Below are 23,215 nucleotides of genomic sequence, written 5' to 3' on the forward strand. Positions count from 1 at the left end.
CATATGGAAAGAATGATTCTTTCGATCCTGGTGGAAAATACGCCAGGGGTTCTCAATCGTGTAGCTGGTCTATTCTCACGAAGAGGATACAATATCGATTCGCTGACAGTTGGGGAAACAAATAATCCCGACATCTCACGAATGACTGTTGCGGCAAGAGGAATGCCTGATACGCTCATTCAGATTGAAAAACAAGTAAAGAAAATTGAAGATGTTCTTGATGTCTTTGTTCTTGATGATAACAGTTCCGTCTATCGTGAACTTGTGATGATCAAGGTGAAAGCATCAGCGGCAGAGAGACAGGACATTGTCTCAATTGTCGACATCTTTAGATGTAATATAGTTGATGTGGCTCCAGATTCACTAATCATAGAAGCAACGGGGACACAGTCCAAGATTGATGGTCTATTGGCCATGTTAGATAGCTTCAAGGTCATGGAGATCGTTCGTACTGGGGTAGCTGGTATGGCACGTGGTCTCAGTGATTTTGATATAAAAAAGATGTAAAGTAATAGAGAAACAGGGGGTATATCAAATGGCTAAAATCTATTATGAATCAGATTGTGATTTAAGTTTACTAGAAGGAAGAAAGGTAGCAATTATCGGTTATGGTTCTCAGGGACATGCACATGCATTAAACCTTAAAGAATCAGGTGTAGATGTTGTTGTTGGTTTATATGAAGGATCTCGTTCAGCTGCTAAGGCTGAAGCACAGGGTCTTAAAGTAATGACAACTGCTGAAGCTTCTAAATGGGCTGACATCATCATGGTACTTATTCCAGATGAATTACAGGCTAAAACATATAAAGAAGAAATCGCTCCATATTTAAATGAAGGCGATATGCTTATGTTTGCACATGGTTTCAATATCCACTTCAATCAGATCGTTCCACCTAAGAACGTAGATATCACTATGATCGCACCTAAGGCTCCAGGACACACTGTACGTTCTACATATGTAGATGGACAGGGTACACCTTGCTTAGTTGCAGTTGAACAGGATTACACAGGAAAAGCTCATGATTATGCATTAGCATATGGTGCTGCAATCGGTGGTGCAAGAGCTGGTCTATTGGATACTACATTCAGAACTGAAACTGAAACTGACTTATTCGGTGAACAGGCTGTTCTTTGTGGTGGTGTCGTAGCATTAATGCAGGCTGGTTTCGAAGTACTTTGCGAAGCTGGTTATGATCCAAAGAATGCTTACTTTGAATGTGTACATGAAATGAAATTAATCGTTGACTTAATCTATCAGTCAGGTTTCGCTGGTATGAGACAGTCAATCTCAAATACTGCAGAATATGGTGATTACATCACTGGTCCTAAGATCATAACAGAAGATACTAAGGATGCAATGAGAAAAGTATTAAAAGATATCCAGGATGGTACTTTCGCAAAAGACTTCCTATTGGATATGTCAGCTGCAGGTGGACAGGCTCACTTCAAGGCTATGAGACAGTTAGCTGCTGAACATCAGTCAGAAAAAGTTGGTGCAGATATCCGTGCATTATACAGCTGGGCTGAAGATGATAAGCTATTAAACAACTAATCTTAGTACAACACACAAATTTTGTGTGTTGTCATAAGGAAGCAAGATCTTGCTTCCTTATGACAACATATAAAGGGGGATAAAAGAGTATATGACTAAGATGACGATGACACAAAAAATCCTTTGTGATCACGCAGGATTGGATCATGTGACTGCAGGACAGTTGATTGAGGCCAAGCTTGACCTCGTGATGGCAAATGATATTACAGGTCCGATGGCGTTGCCTATTATCGAAAAGATGGGTGGGCACGTTTTTGATAAAGACAAAGTTGTCTTTGTGCCGGATCATTTTACGCCAAATAAGGATATCAAATCAGCAGAAAATGCGAGAGATATTTTAAAATATGCGATTAAAGAAAATCTGACACATGTCATGGTGCAGGGAAAATGTGGTGTGGAACATGCCATCTTGCCTGAACGCGGACTTGTCTATGGTGGACAGTGCGTCATTGGGGCAGATTCTCATACCTGTACATATGGTGCTTTAGGAGCATTTTCAACAGGTGTTGGAACAACTGATATTGCTGCTGGAATGGTTTCTGGAACAGCATGGTTCAAGGTTCCAGAAGCAATTAAATTTAATTTGACAGGAAAGCTTCCTCAATTTGTCAGCGGGAAGGATGTCATCCTTCATATTATCGGTATGATCGGTGTTGATGGAGCTTTATATAAATCAATGGAATTTGTAGGAGAAGGCGTCAAAGAATTAAGCATGGATGATCGTTTTACTATCTGCAATATGGCCATTGAAGCAGGTGCTAAGAACGGGATCTTCCCAGTTGATGACTTAGCGAGAGAGTATATGAAAAATGCAGGGGTAGAAGACTGGAAAGAATATACTGCTGATGAAGATGCTGTCTATGAAAGAGTCATTGACATTGATTTAAGTTCAATTAGACCTACAGTCGCATTCCCACATCTTCCAGGAAATGCACATACAATTGATGAAGTAGATCAGGAAGAAAAGATCATGATTGATCAGGTTGTTATTGGTTCATGTACAAATGGACGAATGAGCGACTTAAGAAAAGCAGCTGCTGTTCTTAAAGGACATACAGTTGCTGATAATGTGCGTGTTATGGTTGTACCAGCTACACAGAAAATCTTCATGGAATGTGTTCATGAAGGATTGGTAGATATTTTTGTAGAAGCAGGATGCGCTTTCAATACACCATCATGTGGACCATGTATGGGTGGACATATGGGTGTACTTGCAAAAGGTGAAAAATGTGTCTCTACGACAAACAGAAACTTTGTCGGACGTATGGGAGATACTGAAGCATTGATTTACCTTGCTTCACCAGAAGTGGCAGCAGCTAGTGCTATTGCTGGCTATATTGCCAACCCAGAAAAAGTAGGAGGTATGAGTCATGAATAATGCACATGGAACAGTCTTTAAATATGGAGATAATGTCGATACAGATGTTATCATTCCAGCAAGATATTTAAACTCTTTTGATGCAAAAGAACTTGCATCACATGCGATGGTTGATATTGATCCTACATTTACTAAGCGTGTAAAAGAAGGCGACATCATCGTTGCACGTAAAAACTTTGGTTGCGGAAGCTCACGTGAACATGCTCCTCTTGCCTTAAAGAGCGCTGGAGTCGCATGCGTTATCGCTGATTCATTTGCGAGAATTTTCTATCGTAATGCGATCAATATTGGCTTTGCAATCATGGAATGTCCAGAAGCTGCGGCTGCCATCAATGATGGTGATGAAGTTAAGGTGGACTATACAACAGGTACTATTACTGATGTAACAACTGGACAGACATTCCAGGCACAGCCTTTCCCTGAATTTATGCAGAAGATTATTAATGTAGGTGGATTAGTGAACTACGTTAATGGAAAGAAGAGTGTCAATGAATAAACATATAACAGTGATTAAGGGTGATGGCATTGGACCAGAAGTGGTCAATGCTGCCATCACAGTCTTAAAAGGTATTGAGAAGAAATATAATCATCATTTTACTTATACAGATATCCTTATGGGTGGATGTGCAATTGATGCCTACGGTGTGCCTTTAAGAGATGAGGATGTTGCTTTTGCTAAAACAACAGATGCAATTCTTTTAGGATCAATTGGTGGCAATACCAATACTTCACCTTGGTATAAGCTTCCTTCTGATAAAAGACCAGAAGCTGGTCTTTTGAAGATCAGAAAGGAACTTGGTCTATTTGCGAACTTAAGACCTGCTGTGCTTTACCCAGAACTTCGCTATGCTTGTCCTTTGAAGGAGTCCATTAGTGAAAAGGGATTTGATATGGTCATCGTTAGAGAATTAACTGGTGGTCTTTATTTTGGTGAACGTGATACAAAGGTAATCAATGGGGAAAAAGTTGCTCATGATAATCTTGTCTACACTGAAACTGAAATCAGAAGAATTGTTAAGCGTGCTTTTGAAATTGCCTTGAAGAGAAGAAAGAAAGTCACTTCTGTAGATAAGGCCAATGTATTGGATTCTTCTCGTTTATGGAGAAGCATCGTCAATGAAGAAGCTGCTAATTATCCTGAAGTAGAAGTAGAACATATGCTAGTAGATAATGCTGCTATGCAGCTTGTCAAAGATCCAGCACAGTTTGATGTTATTCTAACTGAAAATATGTTTGGAGATATTTTAAGTGATGAAGCAAGTCAGGTTACTGGCTCAATTGGTATGCTTTCATCAGCATCACTTAGAGATGATGCATTTGGTATGTATGAACCAAGTGGTGGTTCTGCACCAGATATTGCCGGAAAGAATATTGCAAATCCAATTGCAACAATTCTTTCAGCCGCAATGATGCTTAGATATTCATTTGATTTAGATGAAGAAGCTGTCGCTATTGAAAATGCGGTAAAGAAAGTTATAGAAGAAGGATATCGTACTTTTGATATCTATAAAGAAGGAGATAAGAAAGTTTCTACTTCCGAAATGGGAGAACTTATTGTCTCAAGATTATAAGGAGGAAACATGACATGAGAAGTGATAATGTGAAAAAAGGTGTTGAAAGAGCACCTCATAGATCATTATTTAATGCACTAGGGTTCACTGAAGAAGAATTAGATCGTCCTCTAATCGGGGTTGTGAGCTCATATAATGAAATTGTACCAGGACATATGAATCTTGATAAGATTTCAGAAGCGGTCAAGAAAGGTGTCTATATGGCTGGTGGTGTCCCAGTGGAAGTGCCTGCAATTGCGGTATGTGATGGGATTGCGATGAACCATACTGGTATGAAATATTCTTTAGTTACAAGAGAATTGGTCGCTGATTCTACTGAATGTCTTGCAACAGCACATCAGTTCGATGGTTTGGTCATGATTCCTAACTGTGACAAGAATGTTCCAGGATTATTGATGGCAGCTGCACGTATCAATATTCCTACAATCTTTGTTTCTGGTGGACCAATGCTTGCTGGTGGAGAATTAAGAGGAAAGAAGACTTGTCTTTCATCTTTATTTGAAGCTGTAGGTCAGTTCAATGCTGGTAACATGGAAGCAAGTGAACTTGAAGAATTTGAAAAGAAAGCCTGTCCAACATGTGGATCATGTTCAGGTATGTATACAGCCAACTCAATGAACTCATTGACTGAAGCATTGGGTATGGGTCTAAAAGGAAATGGTACAATTCCTGCTGTTTATTCAGCTCGTATCAGATTAGCTAAACATGCGGGTATGAAGATCATGGAACTTGTAGAAAAAGATATCAAGCCACGTGATATCATGACAGAAGATGCATTTAGAAATGCGATGACTGTTGATATGGCTTTAGGATGTTCTACAAACTCTATGCTTCATCTTCCAGCTATCGCTCATGAAGCTGGCGTTAAGCTTAATTTGGATATCGCTAATGAGATTTCTAAGGTTACACCAAACCTTTGTCATTTAGCACCAGCTGGTGATACTTTCATGGAAGACTTGGATAATGCCGGTGGTGTTTATGCGGTCATGAATGAATTGGATCAGTTGGGTATCTTAAAGACTGATGGTATTACATGTACTGGTAAGACTATCGCTGAAAATATTAAAGGATGCGTTAATAAGAATCCAGAAATTATTCGTCCAGTTGATAATCCATATATGAAGACTGGTGGAATTGCGGTATTAAGAGGAAATCTTGCCCCTGATAGCTGTGTTGTAAAAGCATCGGCTGTCGCTCCTGAAATGATGACACATTCAGGACCAGCTCGTGTATTTGATTGTGAAGATGATGCTATTGCTGCCATCAGAGCAGGAAAAATTGTTGCTGGTGATGTTGTTGTCATCAGATATGAAGGTCCAAAAGGTGGACCTGGTATGAGAGAAATGCTTTCACCTACTAGTGAAATCGCTGGTATGGGTCTTGATAAAGATGTTGCTCTTATCACAGATGGTCGTTTCTCTGGTGCAACAAGAGGTGCATCAATCGGACATGTTTCACCTGAAGCAGCTGTTGGTGGACCAATCGCTTTAGTAGAAGAAGGAGATATCATTGATATCGATATTCCTAATAATAAGATCAATGTAAACGTCGATGATGAAACATTGGCTAAACGTAAAGAAAAATGGCAGCCTAGAGTTCCTAAGATCAATACTGGCTACCTAAAGAAATATGCGGCTATGGTTACAAGTGCCAATACTGGAGCCGTACTTAAAGTAGATAAATAAGGAGGGCCTCTCATGAAACTAAAAGGATCAGACATTGTTGTTGAATGCTTGCTTGAGCAAGGCGTAGAAACTGTCTTTGGATATCCTGGCGGAACAATTCTTGAAGTTTATGATAGTTTATATAAATATCAGGATCGTATCAATCATGTACTGACTTCTCATGAACAAGGAGCAGCTCATGCCGCTGATGGATATGCCAGAGCTACTGGTAAAGTCGGTGTCTGTATGGCAACATCAGGACCTGGTGCTACCAACCTTGTTACTGGAATTGCCACAGCGTATATGGATTCTATTCCACTTGTTGCAATTACAGCTAATGTTCCTGCAACAGCATTAGGAAAAGATTCATTCCAGGAAATTGATATTAAAGGGGTAACTATCCCAATTACAAAACATAACTTTATTGTAAAGAAAGTAGAAGACTTGGCACCAACAATCAGAAAAGCATTCAAGATTGCAGCTAAAGGTCGTCCAGGACCTGTTCTTGTGGATATTACTAAGAACGCTACTATTTCTGAGTGTGAATATGAATTTGTTAAGGCTGAAAAAGAAGTTGATAATAAGAAAGTCAATTCATATCAGCAAGGTGAAATTGAAAAAGCCATCAAGATGATTGAAGAATCAAAGAAACCATTCGTCTTTGTTGGTGGTGGAGCCATCGCTTCTGATGCGAGTGAAGCATTAAAAGAATTTGTAGAAAAAATTGATGCACCAGTTACTGATTCATTAATGGGTAAAGGGGCATTTGATGGCTTAAATCCAAGATATACAGGAATGCTTGGTATGCATGGTACTAAAACAAGCAACCTTGGCGTTTCTAAATGTGATTTGTTAATTACAATTGGGGCAAGATTTAGTGACCGTGTTATCGGTAATGCAAAGAAGTTTGCCTTGAATGCAAAGCGTATTCACATTGATATCGATGAAGCTGAAATCAATAAGAACATCAAGGTTGATCTTGGCATCGTCGGTGATGCGAAAGCTATTCTTGAATCATTGAATTTATTCTTGAAGCAGCAGAATCATCCAACTTGGATGAAAGAAATCAGGGAACTTAAAGATCGTTTCCCATTAAAATACGATTTAGATCGTTTGACTGGTCCTTATATTATTGAACAGTTAGACCTTCTTACTGATAGTGAAGCTATCATCACTACTGATGTAGGACAGCATCAGATGTGGGCAGCACAGTACTATCATTTCCGTCATCCAAGACAGCTCTTGACATCCGGTGGTCTAGGGACTATGGGCTATGGTCTAGGGGCTTGCATTGGTGCTAAATATGGATTACCATATAAACATGTTATTAACATCGCAGGTGACGGATGTTTCCGTATGAACATGAATGAACTTGCCACAGCATCAAGATACAATGTGCCAATTATTCAGGTTGTCTTCAATAACCACGTATTAGGTATGGTAAGACAGTGGCAGACATTGTTCTATGATAAGCACTATAGTGCTACAGTTCTTCATGATAAAGTTGACTTTGTCAAGACTGCAGAAGGTCTTGGAGTCAAGGCTGTCAGAGTTACGACTAAAGAAGAAGCAACTGCCGCAATCAAGGAAGCATTAAATTATGATGGACCATTCCTTATTGAAGCAATTATCGATGATGATGATAAAGTCTTCCCAATGGTTGCACCTGGTGCACCAATTGAAAGCGTCTTTGATGCTGATGATGTTAAAAACAAATAACATCCTATAAGGAGGAAGTCATGAAAACATTTATTAAATTCATTGATGGTGTACTGATTGCCTTGCTTGCTTTTACTGTATGTTTATCTTTTGTTTGTAAAGAAACAATCATGCAGAAAGAGTATGTTAAGAAGCAATTGGCATCTAGTGAGATATATACTTCTTTAACTAAAGAAATCAAGGAAAGCATTCTTTCTGATTATCGCAATAGTTCAGTGTACAATGAGGTATTATCAGCGTATCTTGAACCACTTTTAGATGAAGCTGTAAAAAAGAAAACAGTACAGAAAGAAGTTGAAGCGATGGTAGATGATCTTTACGCTGGTAAAGAGATGAGTGTCAAGGGAACTTATTTTACTGAAGACTATAATGATGCTATCAATTCTTATCTTAAGAAGAATAATCTTAATGTCATCAATGCTGACATGCTTTCGCCTTTTATATCAAAAGCTGTAGAGGTTGCTATCAGTCATGTAGATATGACTAAATATACAAACCGTATTGCTCAGCAGTTTAAGATCATTAAAGATCATATTCAGATTATCTTTATGGCCTCAAGTGTCAGTCTTGCCGTATTGATCATTCTTTCAATGATCATTGTGAAAAGAAAGATTCGTTTCTTTGGCTGGACAATGCTACTGACTTCACTCTTGCATCTGCTTTCGCCAATGCTTATGAGTGCTTATATGTCCTATGCTCATCTTTCATTCAATAAAGAATATCTTACTGATTTCTTTATGTTGATGAAAAACAAGGTCACGCAGCCAGTCATGATTGCTGGGGTTGTCTATGTGATCTTAGGATTTACATTTATCTATTTGAGCAGAAAGAATAAGGAACCTGAAACAGAAGTAAACAATTTCTGAAAATAAAATATGTTAAAAAACCTCTTGTGCTACGATGAGTACAGGAGGTTTTTATTATGAAAAGATTACTTAATTGTACAGGAAAAGAAATGCTGTCTTATAATGGGAAAGAATTAAAACAGGCAATCAAGGCCAGTGAAGGGCGTACGATTGTGAGTGAGACAGTTATCAGTATTCATCCGTTGCTAGATGATATTTCTAATCCAGAATTGGCTGCGAGCTTTGGCAGTGATCTCATCTTATTGAATACATTTGATGTCCTTCATCCTCGTATTGAAGGAATTGATTCTCCTACACCAGTAGAAACATTAAAGAAGCTAATTGCTAGACCGGTAGGATGCAATCTAGAACCAGTGGATGAAAACATTGCGATGATGGAAGAAAGATTAGCTATTCCTGAAGGAAGACAGGCAAGTGAGAAGACGTTTAAGCGTGCTAATGAATTAGGACTGCAGTTTATATGTTTAACTGGCAATCCTGGAACGGGGGTAAGCAATGCGTCAATATGTTTGGCAATCAAGAAGGCAAAAGAACATTTTGATGGCTTGATCATTGCTGGAAAGATGCATAGTGCTGGTGTAGATGAAGAGTTGGTCGATCTAGAGGCAATTGCTTCATTTATTGAAGCGGGTGCAGACATTATTTTATTGCCAGCAGTTAACACTGTCCCAGGTCTTGATGAAAAGAGTGTCAGTGAAGCATGCAAATTTATTCATAACCACAATGCATTAGCATTGACTGCTATTGGGACAAGTCAGGAAGGAGCTGATGAGCATACCATTCGTGAGATTGCGTTAGCTAATAAAAGATGTGGAGCTGATCTTCAGCACATCGGAGATGCGGGATGGTGCGGCATTGCTTTACCTGAAAATATTATGAGTTTATCTATTGCGATAAGAGGAAAAAGATGGACTTATCATCGTATGGCTTCTTCCATTAATAGGGATTAGAATTTAGCTCTAATGACGGAATAAATTAGAAAAATAAAAGAGCAAGCGTTTTCATAAATTTAATCATCTTTAATTTAATTGAAAACGCTTATTCTAGGTGATATAATGGCACCATGGAGGTCAAGAATAATGGATAAAAAAACAATTAGAGATATTGATGTCGCTGGCAAGACAGTCCTTGTACGTGTAGACTTCAATGTTCCAATGAAAGACGAAGGAAAGGTTATTACTGATGACAACAGAATTGTTGCCGCTTTACCAACAATCAACTATTTATTAGAACATAATCCTAAAGCTGTAGTATTATTCTCACATTTAGGAAAGATCAAGACAGAAGAAGACAAAGCTAAAAACAATATGGCTGTTGTCGCTCCTAGATTAGCTGAATTATTAGGTAGAGATGTTAAATTTGTTGACGCAACTCGTGGACCTAAATTAGAAGAAGCAGTTAAGAATGCTGAAAATGGACAGGTTATCTTAGTTCAGAACACTCGTTATGAACCAGGTGAAACTAAAAATGATCCTGAATTAGGTAAATACTGGGCATCACTTGGTGATGTATTCGTAGAAGATGCATTCGGTTCTGTACATAGAGCTCATGCTTCTACTGTAGGTATTCCTACTAACTTAAAACCTGCTGTAGCTGGTTTCTTACTAGAAAAAGAAATCGCTTATATCGGAAAAGCAGTTTCTAACCCTGATAGACCATTAGTAGCTATCTTAGGTGGATCTAAAGTATCTTCAAAAATCGGTGTTATTGAAAACTTATTAGGTATTGCTGATAAGATCATCATCGGTGGTGGTATGATGTTCACATTTGCTGCTGCAAAAGGTCATAAGATCGGTTCTTCATTAGTTGAAGAAGATAAGATTGAATTAGCTAAGAAATACATCGATAAAGGTGGAGACAAACTTGTATTACCAGTAGATTCAGTTGTAAATACTGCATTTGCTAACGAAGGTGATATCAAAGTTGTTGGTGAAGATGTACCAGATGGATACATGGGATTAGATATTGGTCCTAAATCTGTTGAAAACATCAAGAAAGCACTTGAAGGTGCTAAGACAGTAATCTGGAATGGCCCAATGGGTGTATTCGAAATGTCTAACTTCGCTAATGGTACAATCGAAGTATGTAAAGCATTAGCTGCATTAGATGGTGCTAACACTATCATCGGTGGTGGAGATAGTGCTGCTGCTGTTAAACAGTTAGGATTCGCAGATCAGGTATCTCATATTTCTACAGGTGGAGGAGCTTCACTTGAATATATGGAAGGTAAAGTATTACCAGGTATCGCTGCTGTAGATGACAAATAATAATATCAAGGAGATAGAGAGAAATGGCTAGAAAACCAATTATCGTTGGAAACTGGAAAATGAATAAAACAATTGCAGAAACTAAAGAATTCGTTGCTGCAGTTGATCCAAAAGTCACTGATAAAGCTGACTGGGGTATCGCAACTCCATATTTAGACTTACAGGCTGCTAAAGCTGCTAAAAACTTGATCGTTGCTGCTGAAGATATGCACTTCAAAGATAGCGGTGCTTACACTGGTGCTGTATCTGCAGCTATGTTAAAAGAAATCAATGTTGAATGGACTATCTTAGGTCATTCTGAAAGAAGACAGTATTTCGGTGAAACTGATGAAACTGTTAACTTAAAGATGATCCAGGCTATCAACAATGGTATCAACCCAATCGTTTGTGTTGGTGAATCATTAGAACAGTATGAAGCAAATGAAACTAAAGAAGTTGTTAAAACTCAGGTTGTTGCTGCATACAAAGATATCGCTAAAGAAGACATTGAAAAGACAGTTATCGCTTACGAACCAATTTGGGCTATCGGTACTGGTAAAACAGCTACTAACGAAATCGCTCAGGACGTTTGTGGATACATCAGAACTGTTGTAGCTGATTTATATGATCAGGAAACAGCTGATAAAGTAAGAATCCAGTACGGTGGATCTGTTAAACCTGCAGGTTTAGCTGCATTATTAGAACAGCCAGACATCGATGGTGCTCTAGTTGGTGGAGCTTCATTACAGGTTGAATCTTACATCGCAATGATCGAAGCTTTAAACTAATATAATGTGAGGATGGATGAGAAATCATCCATCTTTTTTTATGATAAGTCTAAGTAAAAAATTAACAAGAGTGTGTAATTATTTAATAATAAAGTATGTAGATATACTGTTTGATAACGCATACATTAATAAAAAATGTAAACGCGCACATTTTAAATAAGCCTGTATTTATCAATGGTTTTTAAAATCGTTTGTCAAGAGATTTTCACTGTGTGAAAATTTCTTTTAGAAAACGCTTGCAAAAAATGACAAATGTCATTAAAATGTAGACGTAGTAAAGAGCGAATGAAAACATTTACATTTCAGTGTTTTCACTTAATAGACTATTTGATGGGGTTGTCTATAACAAACGCTCTTGTAGAAAGGGGAGTATGAGAAATGGTAGGAATTATCATAGCGAGTCACGGTAAGATGTGCGAAGGTATCTTCCAGTCGGGTTCTATGATTTTTGGTGATCAGCCTCAGGTTGCTGTTTGCTCACTTATGCCTAGCGAAGGTCCAGATGACTTAAGAGCTAAGGTTGAAGAAGCAATCGCATCTTTTGATGATCAAGAAGAAATCCTATTCCTAGTTGATTTATTTGGTGGTACACCTTATAACCAGATCAATGGTTTAATGAAGGGTCACGAAGATAAATGGGCTATGGTTTGTGGATTGAACTTAGGTATGCTTGTAGAAGCATATGGCTGCAGATTAGGTATGGACAAAGCACATGATATCGCAGCTCACATCGTTGGTACAGGTAGAGACGGTGTCAAAGTATTACCTGAATCATTAGATACAGCTAAAGAAGAAGCTGCTCCAGCAGCATCTAATGAACCAACTGGTGCAATTCCAGAAGGAACTGTACTTGGTGATGGACATATTAAATATGTTCTTGCAAGAATTGACACAAGATTATTACATGGTCAGGTTGCTACTGCTTGGACTAAAGCAACTCAGCCAACAAGAATTATCGCTGTTTCTGATAATGTAGCTAAAGATGCATTAAGAAAACAGATGATCGAACAGGCCGCGCCTCCTGGGGTTAAAGCCAATGTCGTTCCAATTGATAAAATGTGTAAAGTTGACAAAGACCCACGCTTTGGTTCAACTAAAGCATTATTGTTATTCGAAACACCTCAAGATGCTTTAAAAGCAATCGAAGGTGGTGTTCAGATCAAAGAATTGAACTTAGGTTCAATGGCTCATTCTGAAGGTAAAGTCGTTTGTACAAAAGCAGTTGCTATGGGTCCAGATGACGTTAAGACATTCGAAAAATTACGTGAATTGGGCGTTAAGATTGTAGTTCGTAAAGTTCCAGCTGATGCTGAAGAAAACTTTGATGCAATCATGAAAAAAGCGAAAGCAGAATTAGGTTTATAATCAGGAGGAAAAAATAATGTCAGGTATTTCAATTATACTGGTTATTGTTGTAGCATTCTTCGCTGGTATGGAAGGTATTCTTGATGAATTCCAGTTCCATCAGCCACTAGTTGCATGTACATTAATCGGGTTAGTTACTGGTCATTTAACTGAAGGAATCATGCTTGGTGGTTCTTTACAGATGATGGCTTTAGGTTGGGCAAACGTTGGTGCTGCCGTTGCACCAGATGCTGCGTTAGCATCAGTTGCTTCAGCTATTATCATGGTATTAGCTTTACAGGGTGGAGCTAGCAATGCAAAAGCAGCAATCGATACTTCTATCGCTGTTGCCGTTCCACTTTCAGTTGCAGGTTTATTCTTAACAATGATCTGCCGTACTATCGCAATTCCAATGGTACATTTCATGGATGCTGCTGCTGAAAAGGGCAACATCAGAGGTGTAGAATTATGGCACATTTTAGCAATCTGCTTACAGGGTGTACGTATTGCCGTACCAGCTGCTGCACTTTGCTTCGTTAAACCAGAAGTTGTAACTGGAGCATTAAACTTAATGCCTTCTTGGTTACAGGGTGGTATGGCTGTCGGTGGTGGAATGGTTGCCGCTGTAGGTTATGCAATGGTTATTAACATGATGGCTACTAAAGAAGTTTGGCCATTCTTCGTACTTGGTTTCGTATTAGCATGTATCGATTCTAGCCAGTTAACATTAATTGGTTTAGGTGCAATCGGTGTTGCTTTAGCATTAATCTACTTAGGATTAAAAGAATCAGCTGGATCTAATGGTGGATCTAACGGTGGTTCTGGAGATCCTTTAGGTGATATTCTTAACGACTATTAATACTTGAAGGGAGATACGAAAATGGCAGACGTAAAATTAACTAAACAAGATCGTTTTTCTGTAGCATGGCGTCATCAGTTCCTTCAGGGGTCATGGAACTATGAACGTATGCAGAATGGTGGTTGGTGTTATGCAATTATCCCAGCTATCAAGAGATTATATCCAAACAAAGAAGACCAGAAGGCAGCTTTAAAGCGTCATTTGGAATTCTATAATACACATCCTTATGTATCAGCTCCAGTTATGGGTGTTACATTAGCATTGGAAGAAGAAAGAGCTAATGGTGCTCCTGTAGATGATACAACTATCCAGGGTGTTAAAGTAGGTATGATGGGTCCTCTAGCAGGTGTCGGAGATCCAGTATTCTGGTTCACAGCTAGACCTATCTTAGGTGCCTTAGGTGCATCTATGGCGATGTCAGGATCAATCGCTGGTCCTATCATCTTCTTCGTAGTATGGAACTTAATGCGTTTCGCATTCTTATACTACACTCAGGAATTTGGTTACAAAGTTGGTACTGAAATCACTAAAGACTTATCTGGTGGATTACTTGGTAAAGTTACTCAGGGTGCTTCTATCTTGGGTATGTTCATCATCGGTTCATTAGTTCAGAGATGGGTATCAATCAGCTTCACTCCAGTTGTTTCAACTGTAAAACAGCAGGCTGGTGCTTATATCGACTGGGCTAAATTACCAGCTGGTACTAAAGGTATCCAGGAAGCATTAACTCAGTACAATGCTTTAGGTGGAAATGGTTTATCTCAGGATAAAGTAACTACTTTACAGCAGAACTTAAACCAGTTAATTCCTGGTTTAGCTGCAGTATTATTAACTTTATTATGCTGTAGACTATTAAAGAAGAATGTTTCTCCAATCGTTATCATCATCGCATTATTCGTTGTTGGTGTTATTGGACGTTTCTTCGGATTCATGTAATCATTGTTAGACTCGGGTCTTCCGAGTCTAACTTTATTTAGGAAGGATGATTGAATATATGGCACAATCAATGAATACAAAGGTAGATTATTCTGTAGCAGCTTCTTCATTTTTAGGTTTATCAAGTCAAGGTAAAGTTATGGTTGGAGATGCAGCTTTTGAATATTACAATGACAGAAATGTCGAAGATTATATACAGATTCCATGGGAAGAAGTGGATTATATCCAGGCATCCGTTCTTTTTGGAAAGTGGATCAACAGATTTGCAATCTATACAAAGAAAAATGGACATTTCACTTTTTCTGCAAAAGATAATAAACAGCTTCTACGTGAAGTGAGAAAATATGTTCCACAGGAGAAGATGTATCGATCTTTAACATTTTTCCAGGTCATCACCCGTGGTGTAAAAGGAATTGTGAGAAGAATTTTAAGAAAATAATCTTTCCTTATGAAAAGCAATACGTAAAAGTATTGCTTTTTTAACATTGAATTTACATTTTTCCTGTATACTAATCTTTGGGAGGATTATTGAAGAATGCTACAAATTAAGAACATATCTAAGATTTATCATCTCGATTCTTATGAACAAAAAGCACTTGATGATGTCAGTGTCAATTTTAGAGACAATGAGTTCGTAGCTATTCTTGGCCCTTCGGGGAGCGGGAAAACTACGTTGCTTAATATTATTGGGGGATTGGATCATTATGATGAAGGTGATCTGATCATCAATCATGTTTCTACGAAAGACTATAAAGATAAAGACTGGGATGCTTATCGCAATAGCAGTATCGGTTTTATCTTTCAGGCGTATAATCTTATAGCGCACCAAAGTGTTCTAGCTAATGTAGAAATGGCTATGACGCTTACTGGTGTATCTAGAAAAGAAAGAAGAGAAAGAGCTCTTGAAGCATTAGAGAAGGTAGGACTTTCTGAACATGTGCATAAAAAGCCAAATCAGCTATCAGGAGGACAGATGCAGCGTGTTGCTATTGCAAGAGCGCTTGTAAACAATCCACCGATTATCTTGGCTGATGAGCCTACTGGGGCATTGGACAGCGCTACAAGTGTGCAGGTCATGGATCTATTGAAAGAAGTGGCGCAGGATCGTCTTGTCATTATGGTTACACATAATCCCGAATTGGCAGAGGAATATGCAACGCGTATTGTCAATCTTTCTGATGGAAAGATTACTGATGATTCTCATCCATTTTTAGATACGCAAGATGAAAGCAATACGACGCGTTTTAAGCATACGAAACTTTCTTTTTTAAGTGCGCTTTCTTTATCGTTAGCGAATCTTTTGACTAAGAAGGGAAGAACAGCTTTAACAAGTTTTGCAGGATCCATTGGGATTATCGGTATCGCATTGATATTGGCATTAAGTCATGGAGTCAATCAATATATTGCTGATCAGGAAAATGATATGCTAGGAAGCTATCCGATTGAGCTAGAAAAGCAGGCTATTGATTTATCTACAATGGTTAATCATACCCAAAAGGAGAAAAGTGTACATGATCAGGCAAAGATCTATTCAAGAAACCTTGTCGCTGATACAGTGGAAACATCTCAGAATATGATTAAGCAGAATGACTTAGCTAAGTTTAAGAGTTATCTTGATAAAAATAAAAACAATCTACAATCTTCAGTGTCTGCTATTGAATACAGCTATAACATGAACCCTCAGGTCTATCGTCTAGATAAAGACAAGGTAGTAAAAGTCTCTCCAGCTACATTGATCTCTTCTGGCTCATCCGATAGTTCAGGGATGCAGCTTAGCTTAGGGTCTAATATGAGCATGGGTGGTCTATCTTCTACTTGGACACAGATGGTTTCTGATAAGAAATTACGTAATGATCAGTATGAGCTTATTAAAGGGAAATGGCCTTCTTCTTATAATGAAGTGGCTTTGATCATGAGTGAAAACAATGAAATTTCAGATTATTCACTCTATACTTTAGGACTTATGGACTATGATCATATGCAAAAGCTAATCAAGCAAGTTGAAGATGGCAAGGAAGTAAACGATGAACAGAAGTCCTTTACTTACGATAGTGTCTTAGGTAAAGAATACAAGGTCTTTGCCCCTTCACAGATGTATGAGAAGACTGATAAGGCCTATGTGGATAAGTCTAGTGACAATGACTATGTAAAAAAGAATTTATCTAAAGGGTTAAATGTGAAGATCGTTGCGGTGCTCCGTTCTAATGATAAATCATCAATTAAGAGTGGAATTGGTTATGATGCTTCGCTTTCTAATTATCTATTGAAGCTTACTGCTGATTCTGGAGTAGTGAAGCAGCAGCTTAATAATCCTAAGATCAATGTTTTAACAGGAAAGAAGTTTGGTGAAAAGAGTTCTACAAATAAGAACCCGTTTTATCAGATTAATCCTACTGGATCAAATGTCTCACGTATGTTAAGATTTCCTATCTTAAAAGAAACAGAAATGCCTAAGAGCTATACTGTGACATTTAAGAACTATAATGGAGATGTTATTCATAGTGAACAGATCAATGAAGGTGAAACGCTTAATGCGTTGAGCTTTGAAACACCAAAAAGAGAATCTACTAAAGAGAAGGACTATGTCTTTGTAGGATGGATGGGTCCTAATGGTTTTCTTACAAGCAGACAGATTACCAATGTGCAGGTTACTAATGATGTCACATACACCGCAACATTTGTAGAGTATACAAAAGATGCTAAGATTGAAGATTATCTTCCTGAAGGAATGACACAATCACAGCTTAATAATGCGATTGAAGATTATATTAAAAAACAGGCAACTGTGAATCCTCAGGCTAATGTTAACGAGAAAGAACTTCAGAAATATATTTCCTCATATCTAAAAACGGATGTAGGCCAAAAGATGGTACGTGACTACATGAAAAAGTATGCTCAAAGCTATATGAAAACATATCAGAAACAGATGGCTTCAAAGATGAAGAGCCAGATGTCTTCTTATATGAAAAAGTATATGCAAAATTACATGAAGAAATATATGAGTAAACTAAAAGGTTCAATGAATATGAATCTTTCTAAAGATCAGCTTCAGGTATTATTGGCTCAGATGTCTGATACGACACCTACAAGTTATGATGAAATGCTGTCAAAGCTTTCTTATTATACTGAAGGACAGCCTTCAAAGATTTCCATCTATCCTAATAGTTTTGATGGAAAGGAGAAGGTTGATAAGTTTATCAACAGTTATAATAAGCAGGTAAGCGATGATAAAGAGAAAGTCACTTATACTGATCTTATTGGCGTAGTTACCAAGAACATTACGTCTATTGTAGATACAATCAGTTATGTGCTTATTGCCTTTGTGGCTATTTCACTTGTGGTATCTTCTATCATGATTGCGATTATCACTTATATTTCTGTATTGGAACGTACGAAAGAGATCGGTATTTTAAGAGCGCTGGGTGCTTCTAAGAACGGTATTTCTAAGATATTCAATGCGGAGACATTTATTGAAGGACTGCTTTCAGGGGTATTTGGGATCATTGTGACATTGTTGCTATGTATTCCAATCAATGCCATTGTGAAGTCGCTTGTCGATGTTGATCAAGTGGCAAGATTGCCGCTTGAATATGGCGTGATTCTGATTTTAATCAGCGTATTCTTGACTTTGGTGGCAGGGTTCTTCCCATCAAGAATTGCTGCTAAAAAAGATCCAGTTACTTCGTTAAGAAGTGAGTAGAGAAGAGACGATTTTCGTCTCTTTTTTAGTAAAATGACATATATTTTGATTGTTAAAAGTTAGGCAAAAAAAGAAATTGTTGGCTCATAATGGTCAAATTTCTCTAAAATGTAAGCGTTTGACAGTGTATTGGTGATGATGATATAATCTACTAATATGAATATGATAACGCATTCATTTTGGAAAAATAGAAACTGGTAACGTTTACAAGAAACTAAAAACCTAATTCGTGCATTTTTTCACAAATAAATCTTGTGTTTTATATATTCATAGTGTACTATGACGATAGACAAAATAAAAAAAGAGTATTTTGTAAATAGATGGAGGACATATTATGGCTGAAAAGAAAGTAACAAAAGATGTCAAAGAATGGCAGACTACAGAGCAAGTTGATGCTGCAATTGACGAAATGGTCAAGAAAGCACAGGCTGCTCTTAAAAAGTTTGAACAGCTAGATCAGGAAGCTGTAGACTACATCGTCGCAAAGATGTCAGTTGCAGGACTTGATCATCATGGATCATTAGCCGAAATGGCAGTTAATGAAACAGGGCGTGGGGTATTTGAAGATAAGGCTGTGAAGAACTTATTTGCTTGTGAGTATGTAACAAACAATATGAGACATACTAAAACAGTTGGAATCATCAATGAAGATCCATTAACTGGTATTACTGAAATTGCTGAACCAGTAGGTGTTGTAGCAGGGATTGTTCCTGTAACTAACCCAACTTCAACAGCTATCTTTAAATCATTGATTTCTATGAAAACTAGAAACCCAATCATTTTCTCATTCCATCCAGGTGCACATGATTGTTCAATTGCAGCTGCGAAGGTAATGTATGATGCTGCCGTTGCAGCCGGCGCACCAGAAGGATGTATTCAGTGGTTACCAATGTCATTAAAGAACGTAGAAGATGGTTCTTTATTGATGCATGCTACTAATGCATTAATGAATCACCCAGGTGTTGCTACTATTTTAGCAACTGGTGGTAATGCAATGGTTAAGGCAGCTTATTCTTGTGGTAAGCCTGCTTTAGGTGTAGGTGCTGGTAACGTTCCTGCATATGTAGAAAAGACTGCTAAGATTCCAATGGCAGCTAATGATGTTTATTTATCAAAAACATTTGATAATGGTATGATCTGTGCTTCTGAACAGAACGTTATCGTAGATAAAGAAATCTATGATGAATTCAAGAAAGAATTAGGTCGTTTCCATGTTTATTATGCTAACGCTGAAGAAAAGAAGAAACTTGAAAAATTCATGTTTGGATTTGAAGCTTACAGCGAAGGTGTAGAAAACGCTAAATTAAATGGTAAAGTTGCTGGTAAAAATGCAACTTGGATCGCTGAACAGGCAGGATTCAAAGTACCTGATGATGTACAGATGATCGTAGTAGAATGTAAAGAAATTGGTCCTAATGAACCAATGACAAGAGAAAAGTTATCTCCTGTATTAGCTATGGAAAAAGCTAACTCAACTGATGAAGGTATCGCTTTAGCAGAAGCTTCAGTAGAATTCAACGGGTTAGGTCATTCTGCAGCTATTCATACTGCTAATCATGATATCACTGTAGAATTTGGTAAGCGTGTAAAAGCTATCCGTGTTATTGAAAATGCACCTTCTACATTCGGTGGAATTGGTTCAGTTTACAATGCATTCTTACCTTCATTAACATTAGGATGCGGTTCTTACGGACACAACTCTGTATCTAACAACGTAAGTACAGCTGATTTATTAAATATTAAGAGAATAGGGAGACGTAACAATAATATGCAATGGGTTAAACTTCCTCCAAAGGTATACTTTGAACGTAATTCAATTAAGTATCTAAGAGATATGAGAGATATGGAAAAGGTTATGATCGTTACTGATAGAGGTATGTATAACCTTGGATATGTTGCTAAGATTGAAGATGTAATCAGAAGAAGACGTAATAAAGTTGATATTGAATTATTCTTCGACGTACAGTCTGACCCTACTTTAGAAGTTGTACAGGCTGGTGTAGAATTAATGAGAAGCTTTGAACCAGACACAATCATCGCTCTTGGTGGTGGTAGTGCAATGGATGCTGCTAAGGTTATGTGGTTAATGTACGAACATCCAGAAGTTAACTTCGATGATATTAAACAGAAGTTCATGGATATCCGTAAACGTGCAATCAAGTTCCCTGAATTAGGTAAGAAAGCTAAGTTAGTAGCTATCCCAACAACTTCAGGTACTGGTGCAGAAGTTACACCTTTCGCTATCATTACTGATACAAGAAACAATGTAAAATATGCATTAACTGATTACTCATTAACTCCAACAGTAGCTATCGTGGATCCAGAATTCACATTGACTGTTCCAGCAACAATCACTGCTGATACTGGTATTGACGTATTAACTCATGCAATGGAAGCTTATGTATCAATCTTAGCTTCTGACTTCACTGATGGTTGGGCTAAACAGGCTGTTAAGCTTGTATTCGAAAACCTTGAAAAATCAGTTATTGAAGGAGACGTTGATGCAAGAATCAAGATGCATAACGCAGCTACAATCGCTGGTATGGCATTTGCCAATGCATTCTTAGGTGTTAACCACTCAATGGCTCATAAGATCGGTGGAGAATGGCATATTCCTCACGGTAGAGCAAATGGTATCTTATTACCACATGTCATTAGATACAATGGTACAGTACCAACTAAGTTAAATGTATGGCCAAAGATTGAAAACTATAAAGCTGATAAGAAATATAGAGAATTAGCAGAATTAATCGGACTTCATCCAAAGACTGATGCTGAAGGTGTAGAAATGTTTGCACAGGCAGTAGAACAGTTATGGGTAAAAGTTGGTGGAGCTACAAACGTTGCTTCTCAGGGTATCGAAAAAGATGCTTGGATGGAATCAGTACACAGAATGGCAATGAATGCTTACGAAGATCAGTGTACACCTGCTAACCCAAGAATGCCTATCGTAAAAGATATGGAAGAAATCTTTACTAGAATCTATGATTACCAGACTCCATATGGTGATTTATACCCACAGTTCGCTAAAGAAAGAGATGCTAGAAAGAAATAATTAAAAAGAGGCTTCGGCCTCTTTTTTTGTTTAGTATCAATTAGTGGTCAAAAATTATGTAATTAGTAAATAAACTTCAATATAAAGTGTTTTTTTTTATAAATATTGATATAATATCCAAGTGAAAATAGAATTTTAGGGGGATTAAGAGAGAATGACTTTTTTAAAGAAGAGAAAGCTACCTATCTTAGTGATTTTGGGGATTATTTTATGTTTAGCTGCAAGCTATTTTGCATATCGCCATATTCATGCTAATACTTTTTATGGCAAAACAATCATCAATGGGGTGGATGTGAGTTCACAGACTGTAAAACAGGCTCAGAGTGCCTTGGAAGCTGAAACCACAAATGGTGTCTTTACAATCTTAAAGGGAAATGAGAAAGTATTGACACTTCATTTAAGTGATGATGCAGAAACTAAGCTTGATGCAGAAGATGAATTAAAGAGCATCAAGAAAAAACAAGATACACAAAATGTATTTACTTTATTATTTAAAAAGAAAGTCTACGGGTTAGAATCTGTTTCCTATAATCATAAGAAAATTGCGAAGTTGTTGGCGGGTCAGTCTTGGGTTAAAGATCAAAGCAATCCAACTAAGGATGCATATGTGACTTATGATCAAGAGAAAAAAGCTGTCACTATCGTTAAAGAGTACTATGGTACAAACTATAATGCGCAAGATTTAACTACAAAGATCATTGAAGCAATGAGAGCAGGGAAAACAAGTATTAACTTAACTGATAAAAAATACTATGTTCAGCCTACAATCAAGTCTAATAATCAGGAATTAGTTAAGAAGAAAGACGCTTTAGGAAATGCGGTTGGTGCTACAATCACTTTATCTTCACAAGGTAAACAGGCGGTAGTAGATGCACCAGTATACTTTAATTGGATGAAATATGAAAATGGAGAAGTTTCTCTATATAAAAAACGTGTAAAGAAGTATGTAGAAAGTTTAAAGAAAACATTTAATACATACGGTAAACCTATTTCCTTTACGCTTCCTAATGGTAAAACAATAAAGGCGAGTGGAGGAACATATGGTGCTATTGTCAATGTCGATAAAGAAGTAAAAGCTTTATCAAAAGATATTCTTGAAAAGAAGGTTGTTACTCGTGCTATCAATGCTAAACATTATGGCAATGATACATTAGGCAAGACTTTTATCCTAGTAAGTCTTGCTAATCAGCGTGTTACTGCCTACAAGAATGGAAAGAAGATTTTAACAAGCAGTGTTGTAACAGGAAATACAAGCTTAGGAAGAGGTACAACAGCTGGAGCTTATTATATTTTCTACAAATCAGCACCTGCAGTGCTTAGAGGATTTGAAAATGGTAAGCAGACATATGAAAGTCATGTCGATTTCTGGATGCCATTCCATAATGGACAAGGATTACATAATGCGCCATGGAGAGGTGCGTTTGGTGGTACAATCTATCGCTATAATGGTTCTCATGGTTGTGTCAATATGACTTACAGTGCTGCACAGACGATCTATAAAAACTTTAAAGTTGGAACACCGGTCATCGTTATTTAA

General features: G+C 37.6%; 18 protein-coding genes. All 18 read left to right on the top strand.

The annotated features are described in order from the left end of the window. The first annotated feature begins 3 nt into the window (after positions 1 to 3). The 18 genes from ilvN to J6L95_RS00745 all read left to right on the top strand — a co-directional run bounded on the left by ilvN (position 4) and on the right by J6L95_RS00745 (position 23,215). Positions 4 to 507 carry an acetolactate synthase small subunit gene (gene ilvN / locus J6L95_RS00660; protein WP_287457725.1) on the top strand — a complete coding sequence of 168 codons (504 nt, stop codon included), beginning with the start codon at positions 4 to 6 and terminating at the stop codon, positions 505 to 507. Positions 508 to 535: 28 nt separating this feature from the next. Then, positions 536 to 1,552, top strand: coding sequence for a ketol-acid reductoisomerase (gene ilvC / locus J6L95_RS00665; protein WP_287457726.1), 1,017 nt, complete (start codon positions 536 to 538; stop codon positions 1,550 to 1,552). Positions 1,553 to 1,652: 100 nt separating this feature from the next. Next, the gene (gene leuC, locus J6L95_RS00670) at positions 1,653 to 2,930 is read left to right on the top strand and encodes a 3-isopropylmalate dehydratase large subunit (protein WP_031589402.1); all 1,278 of its coding nucleotides are present in this window, start codon (positions 1,653 to 1,655) and stop codon (positions 2,928 to 2,930) included. Then, positions 2,923 to 3,426, top strand: coding sequence for a 3-isopropylmalate dehydratase small subunit (leuD, locus tag J6L95_RS00675; RefSeq protein ID WP_029070187.1), 504 nt, complete (start codon positions 2,923 to 2,925; stop codon positions 3,424 to 3,426). The genes leuC and leuD overlap by 8 nt, the downstream gene beginning before the upstream one ends. After that, positions 3,419 to 4,501 carry a 3-isopropylmalate dehydrogenase gene (leuB, locus tag J6L95_RS00680; protein WP_029072367.1) on the top strand — a complete coding sequence of 361 codons (1,083 nt, stop codon included), beginning with the start codon at positions 3,419 to 3,421 and terminating at the stop codon, positions 4,499 to 4,501. Before leuD ends, leuB begins: the two co-directional genes overlap by 8 nt. A gap of 14 nt (positions 4,502 to 4,515) precedes the next feature. Then, on the top strand, positions 4,516 to 6,186 hold the full coding sequence (gene ilvD / locus J6L95_RS00685; RefSeq protein WP_029070189.1) for a dihydroxy-acid dehydratase: 1,671 nt from the start codon (positions 4,516 to 4,518) through the stop codon (positions 6,184 to 6,186). Positions 6,187 to 6,198: 12 nt separating this feature from the next. Beyond that, a complete protein-coding gene (gene ilvB, locus J6L95_RS00690) occupies positions 6,199 to 7,884 on the top strand; it encodes a biosynthetic-type acetolactate synthase large subunit (protein WP_029070190.1) in 1,686 nt (561 codons plus the stop codon). A gap of 20 nt (positions 7,885 to 7,904) precedes the next feature. After that, positions 7,905 to 8,750, top strand: coding sequence for a hypothetical protein (locus J6L95_RS00695; protein WP_287457729.1), 846 nt, complete (start codon positions 7,905 to 7,907; stop codon positions 8,748 to 8,750). A gap of 56 nt (positions 8,751 to 8,806) precedes the next feature. Then, complete coding sequence (locus J6L95_RS00700; protein WP_287457730.1) at positions 8,807 to 9,700, top strand: DUF7916 family protein; 894 nt, start codon at positions 8,807 to 8,809, stop codon at positions 9,698 to 9,700. 129 nt (positions 9,701 to 9,829) lie between these two features. Then, positions 9,830 to 11,017: a phosphoglycerate kinase gene (locus J6L95_RS00705; RefSeq protein WP_287457732.1), complete on the top strand. Its 1,188-nt coding sequence runs from the start codon at positions 9,830 to 9,832 to the stop codon at positions 11,015 to 11,017. A 23-nt stretch (positions 11,018 to 11,040) separates the two neighbouring features. Beyond that, positions 11,041 to 11,784, top strand: coding sequence for a triose-phosphate isomerase (gene tpiA / locus J6L95_RS00710; protein WP_287457734.1), 744 nt, complete (start codon positions 11,041 to 11,043; stop codon positions 11,782 to 11,784). Between the two features lie 378 nt (positions 11,785 to 12,162). Next, entirely contained in the window at positions 12,163 to 13,149 is a 987-nt protein-coding gene (locus tag J6L95_RS00715) for a PTS sugar transporter subunit IIB (protein ID WP_029070195.1), read from the top strand. Between the two features lie 16 nt (positions 13,150 to 13,165). Then, a complete protein-coding gene (locus J6L95_RS00720; RefSeq protein WP_029072372.1) occupies positions 13,166 to 13,987 on the top strand; it encodes a PTS mannose/fructose/sorbose transporter subunit IIC in 822 nt (273 codons plus the stop codon). A 21-nt stretch (positions 13,988 to 14,008) separates the two neighbouring features. Continuing rightward, positions 14,009 to 14,923, top strand: coding sequence for a PTS system mannose/fructose/sorbose family transporter subunit IID (locus J6L95_RS00725; protein ID WP_287457735.1), 915 nt, complete (start codon positions 14,009 to 14,011; stop codon positions 14,921 to 14,923). 58 nt (positions 14,924 to 14,981) lie between these two features. Further along, positions 14,982 to 15,362, top strand: a complete 381-nt coding sequence (locus J6L95_RS00730; RefSeq protein WP_029072374.1) for a DUF956 family protein — start codon at positions 14,982 to 14,984, stop codon at positions 15,360 to 15,362. Between the two features lie 96 nt (positions 15,363 to 15,458). Continuing rightward, positions 15,459 to 18,623, top strand: a complete 3,165-nt coding sequence (locus J6L95_RS00735) for an ATP-binding cassette domain-containing protein (RefSeq protein ID WP_287457737.1) — start codon at positions 15,459 to 15,461, stop codon at positions 18,621 to 18,623. A gap of 334 nt (positions 18,624 to 18,957) precedes the next feature. Further along, entirely contained in the window at positions 18,958 to 21,678 is a 2,721-nt protein-coding gene (adhE, locus tag J6L95_RS00740) for a bifunctional acetaldehyde-CoA/alcohol dehydrogenase (protein WP_287457738.1), read from the top strand. A 154-nt stretch (positions 21,679 to 21,832) separates the two neighbouring features. Further along, the gene (locus J6L95_RS00745; protein ID WP_287457739.1) at positions 21,833 to 23,215 is read left to right on the top strand and encodes a L,D-transpeptidase family protein; all 1,383 of its coding nucleotides are present in this window, start codon (positions 21,833 to 21,835) and stop codon (positions 23,213 to 23,215) included.

This window comes from Kandleria sp., from assembly GCF_017934775.1.
Classification (GTDB): domain Bacteria; phylum Bacillota_I; class Bacilli_A; order Erysipelotrichales; family Coprobacillaceae; genus Kandleria; species Kandleria vitulina.

What these genes read in the sequence shown, in the direction of transcription:
- ilvN (WP_287457725.1), top strand. Translation starts at nt 4, where the DNA reads ATGGAAAGAATGATTCTTTCGATCCTGGTGGAAAATACGCCAGGGGTT.
- ilvC (WP_287457726.1), top strand. Translation starts at nt 536, where the DNA reads ATGGCTAAAATCTATTATGAATCAGATTGTGATTTAAGTTTACTAGAA.
- leuC (WP_031589402.1), top strand. Translation starts at nt 1,653, where the DNA reads ATGACGATGACACAAAAAATCCTTTGTGATCACGCAGGATTGGATCAT.
- leuD (WP_029070187.1), top strand. Translation starts at nt 2,923, where the DNA reads ATGAATAATGCACATGGAACAGTCTTTAAATATGGAGATAATGTCGAT.
- leuB (WP_029072367.1), top strand. Translation starts at nt 3,419, where the DNA reads ATGAATAAACATATAACAGTGATTAAGGGTGATGGCATTGGACCAGAA.
- ilvD (WP_029070189.1), top strand. Translation starts at nt 4,516, where the DNA reads ATGAGAAGTGATAATGTGAAAAAAGGTGTTGAAAGAGCACCTCATAGA.
- ilvB (WP_029070190.1), top strand. Translation starts at nt 6,199, where the DNA reads ATGAAACTAAAAGGATCAGACATTGTTGTTGAATGCTTGCTTGAGCAA.
- J6L95_RS00695 (WP_287457729.1), top strand. Translation starts at nt 7,905, where the DNA reads ATGAAAACATTTATTAAATTCATTGATGGTGTACTGATTGCCTTGCTT.
- J6L95_RS00700 (WP_287457730.1), top strand. Translation starts at nt 8,807, where the DNA reads ATGAAAAGATTACTTAATTGTACAGGAAAAGAAATGCTGTCTTATAAT.
- J6L95_RS00705 (WP_287457732.1), top strand. Translation starts at nt 9,830, where the DNA reads ATGGATAAAAAAACAATTAGAGATATTGATGTCGCTGGCAAGACAGTC.
- tpiA (WP_287457734.1), top strand. Translation starts at nt 11,041, where the DNA reads ATGGCTAGAAAACCAATTATCGTTGGAAACTGGAAAATGAATAAAACA.
- J6L95_RS00715 (WP_029070195.1), top strand. Translation starts at nt 12,163, where the DNA reads ATGGTAGGAATTATCATAGCGAGTCACGGTAAGATGTGCGAAGGTATC.
- J6L95_RS00720 (WP_029072372.1), top strand. Translation starts at nt 13,166, where the DNA reads ATGTCAGGTATTTCAATTATACTGGTTATTGTTGTAGCATTCTTCGCT.
- J6L95_RS00725 (WP_287457735.1), top strand. Translation starts at nt 14,009, where the DNA reads ATGGCAGACGTAAAATTAACTAAACAAGATCGTTTTTCTGTAGCATGG.
- J6L95_RS00730 (WP_029072374.1), top strand. Translation starts at nt 14,982, where the DNA reads ATGGCACAATCAATGAATACAAAGGTAGATTATTCTGTAGCAGCTTCT.
- J6L95_RS00735 (WP_287457737.1), top strand. Translation starts at nt 15,459, where the DNA reads ATGCTACAAATTAAGAACATATCTAAGATTTATCATCTCGATTCTTAT.
- adhE (WP_287457738.1), top strand. Translation starts at nt 18,958, where the DNA reads ATGGCTGAAAAGAAAGTAACAAAAGATGTCAAAGAATGGCAGACTACA.
- J6L95_RS00745 (WP_287457739.1), top strand. Translation starts at nt 21,833, where the DNA reads ATGACTTTTTTAAAGAAGAGAAAGCTACCTATCTTAGTGATTTTGGGG.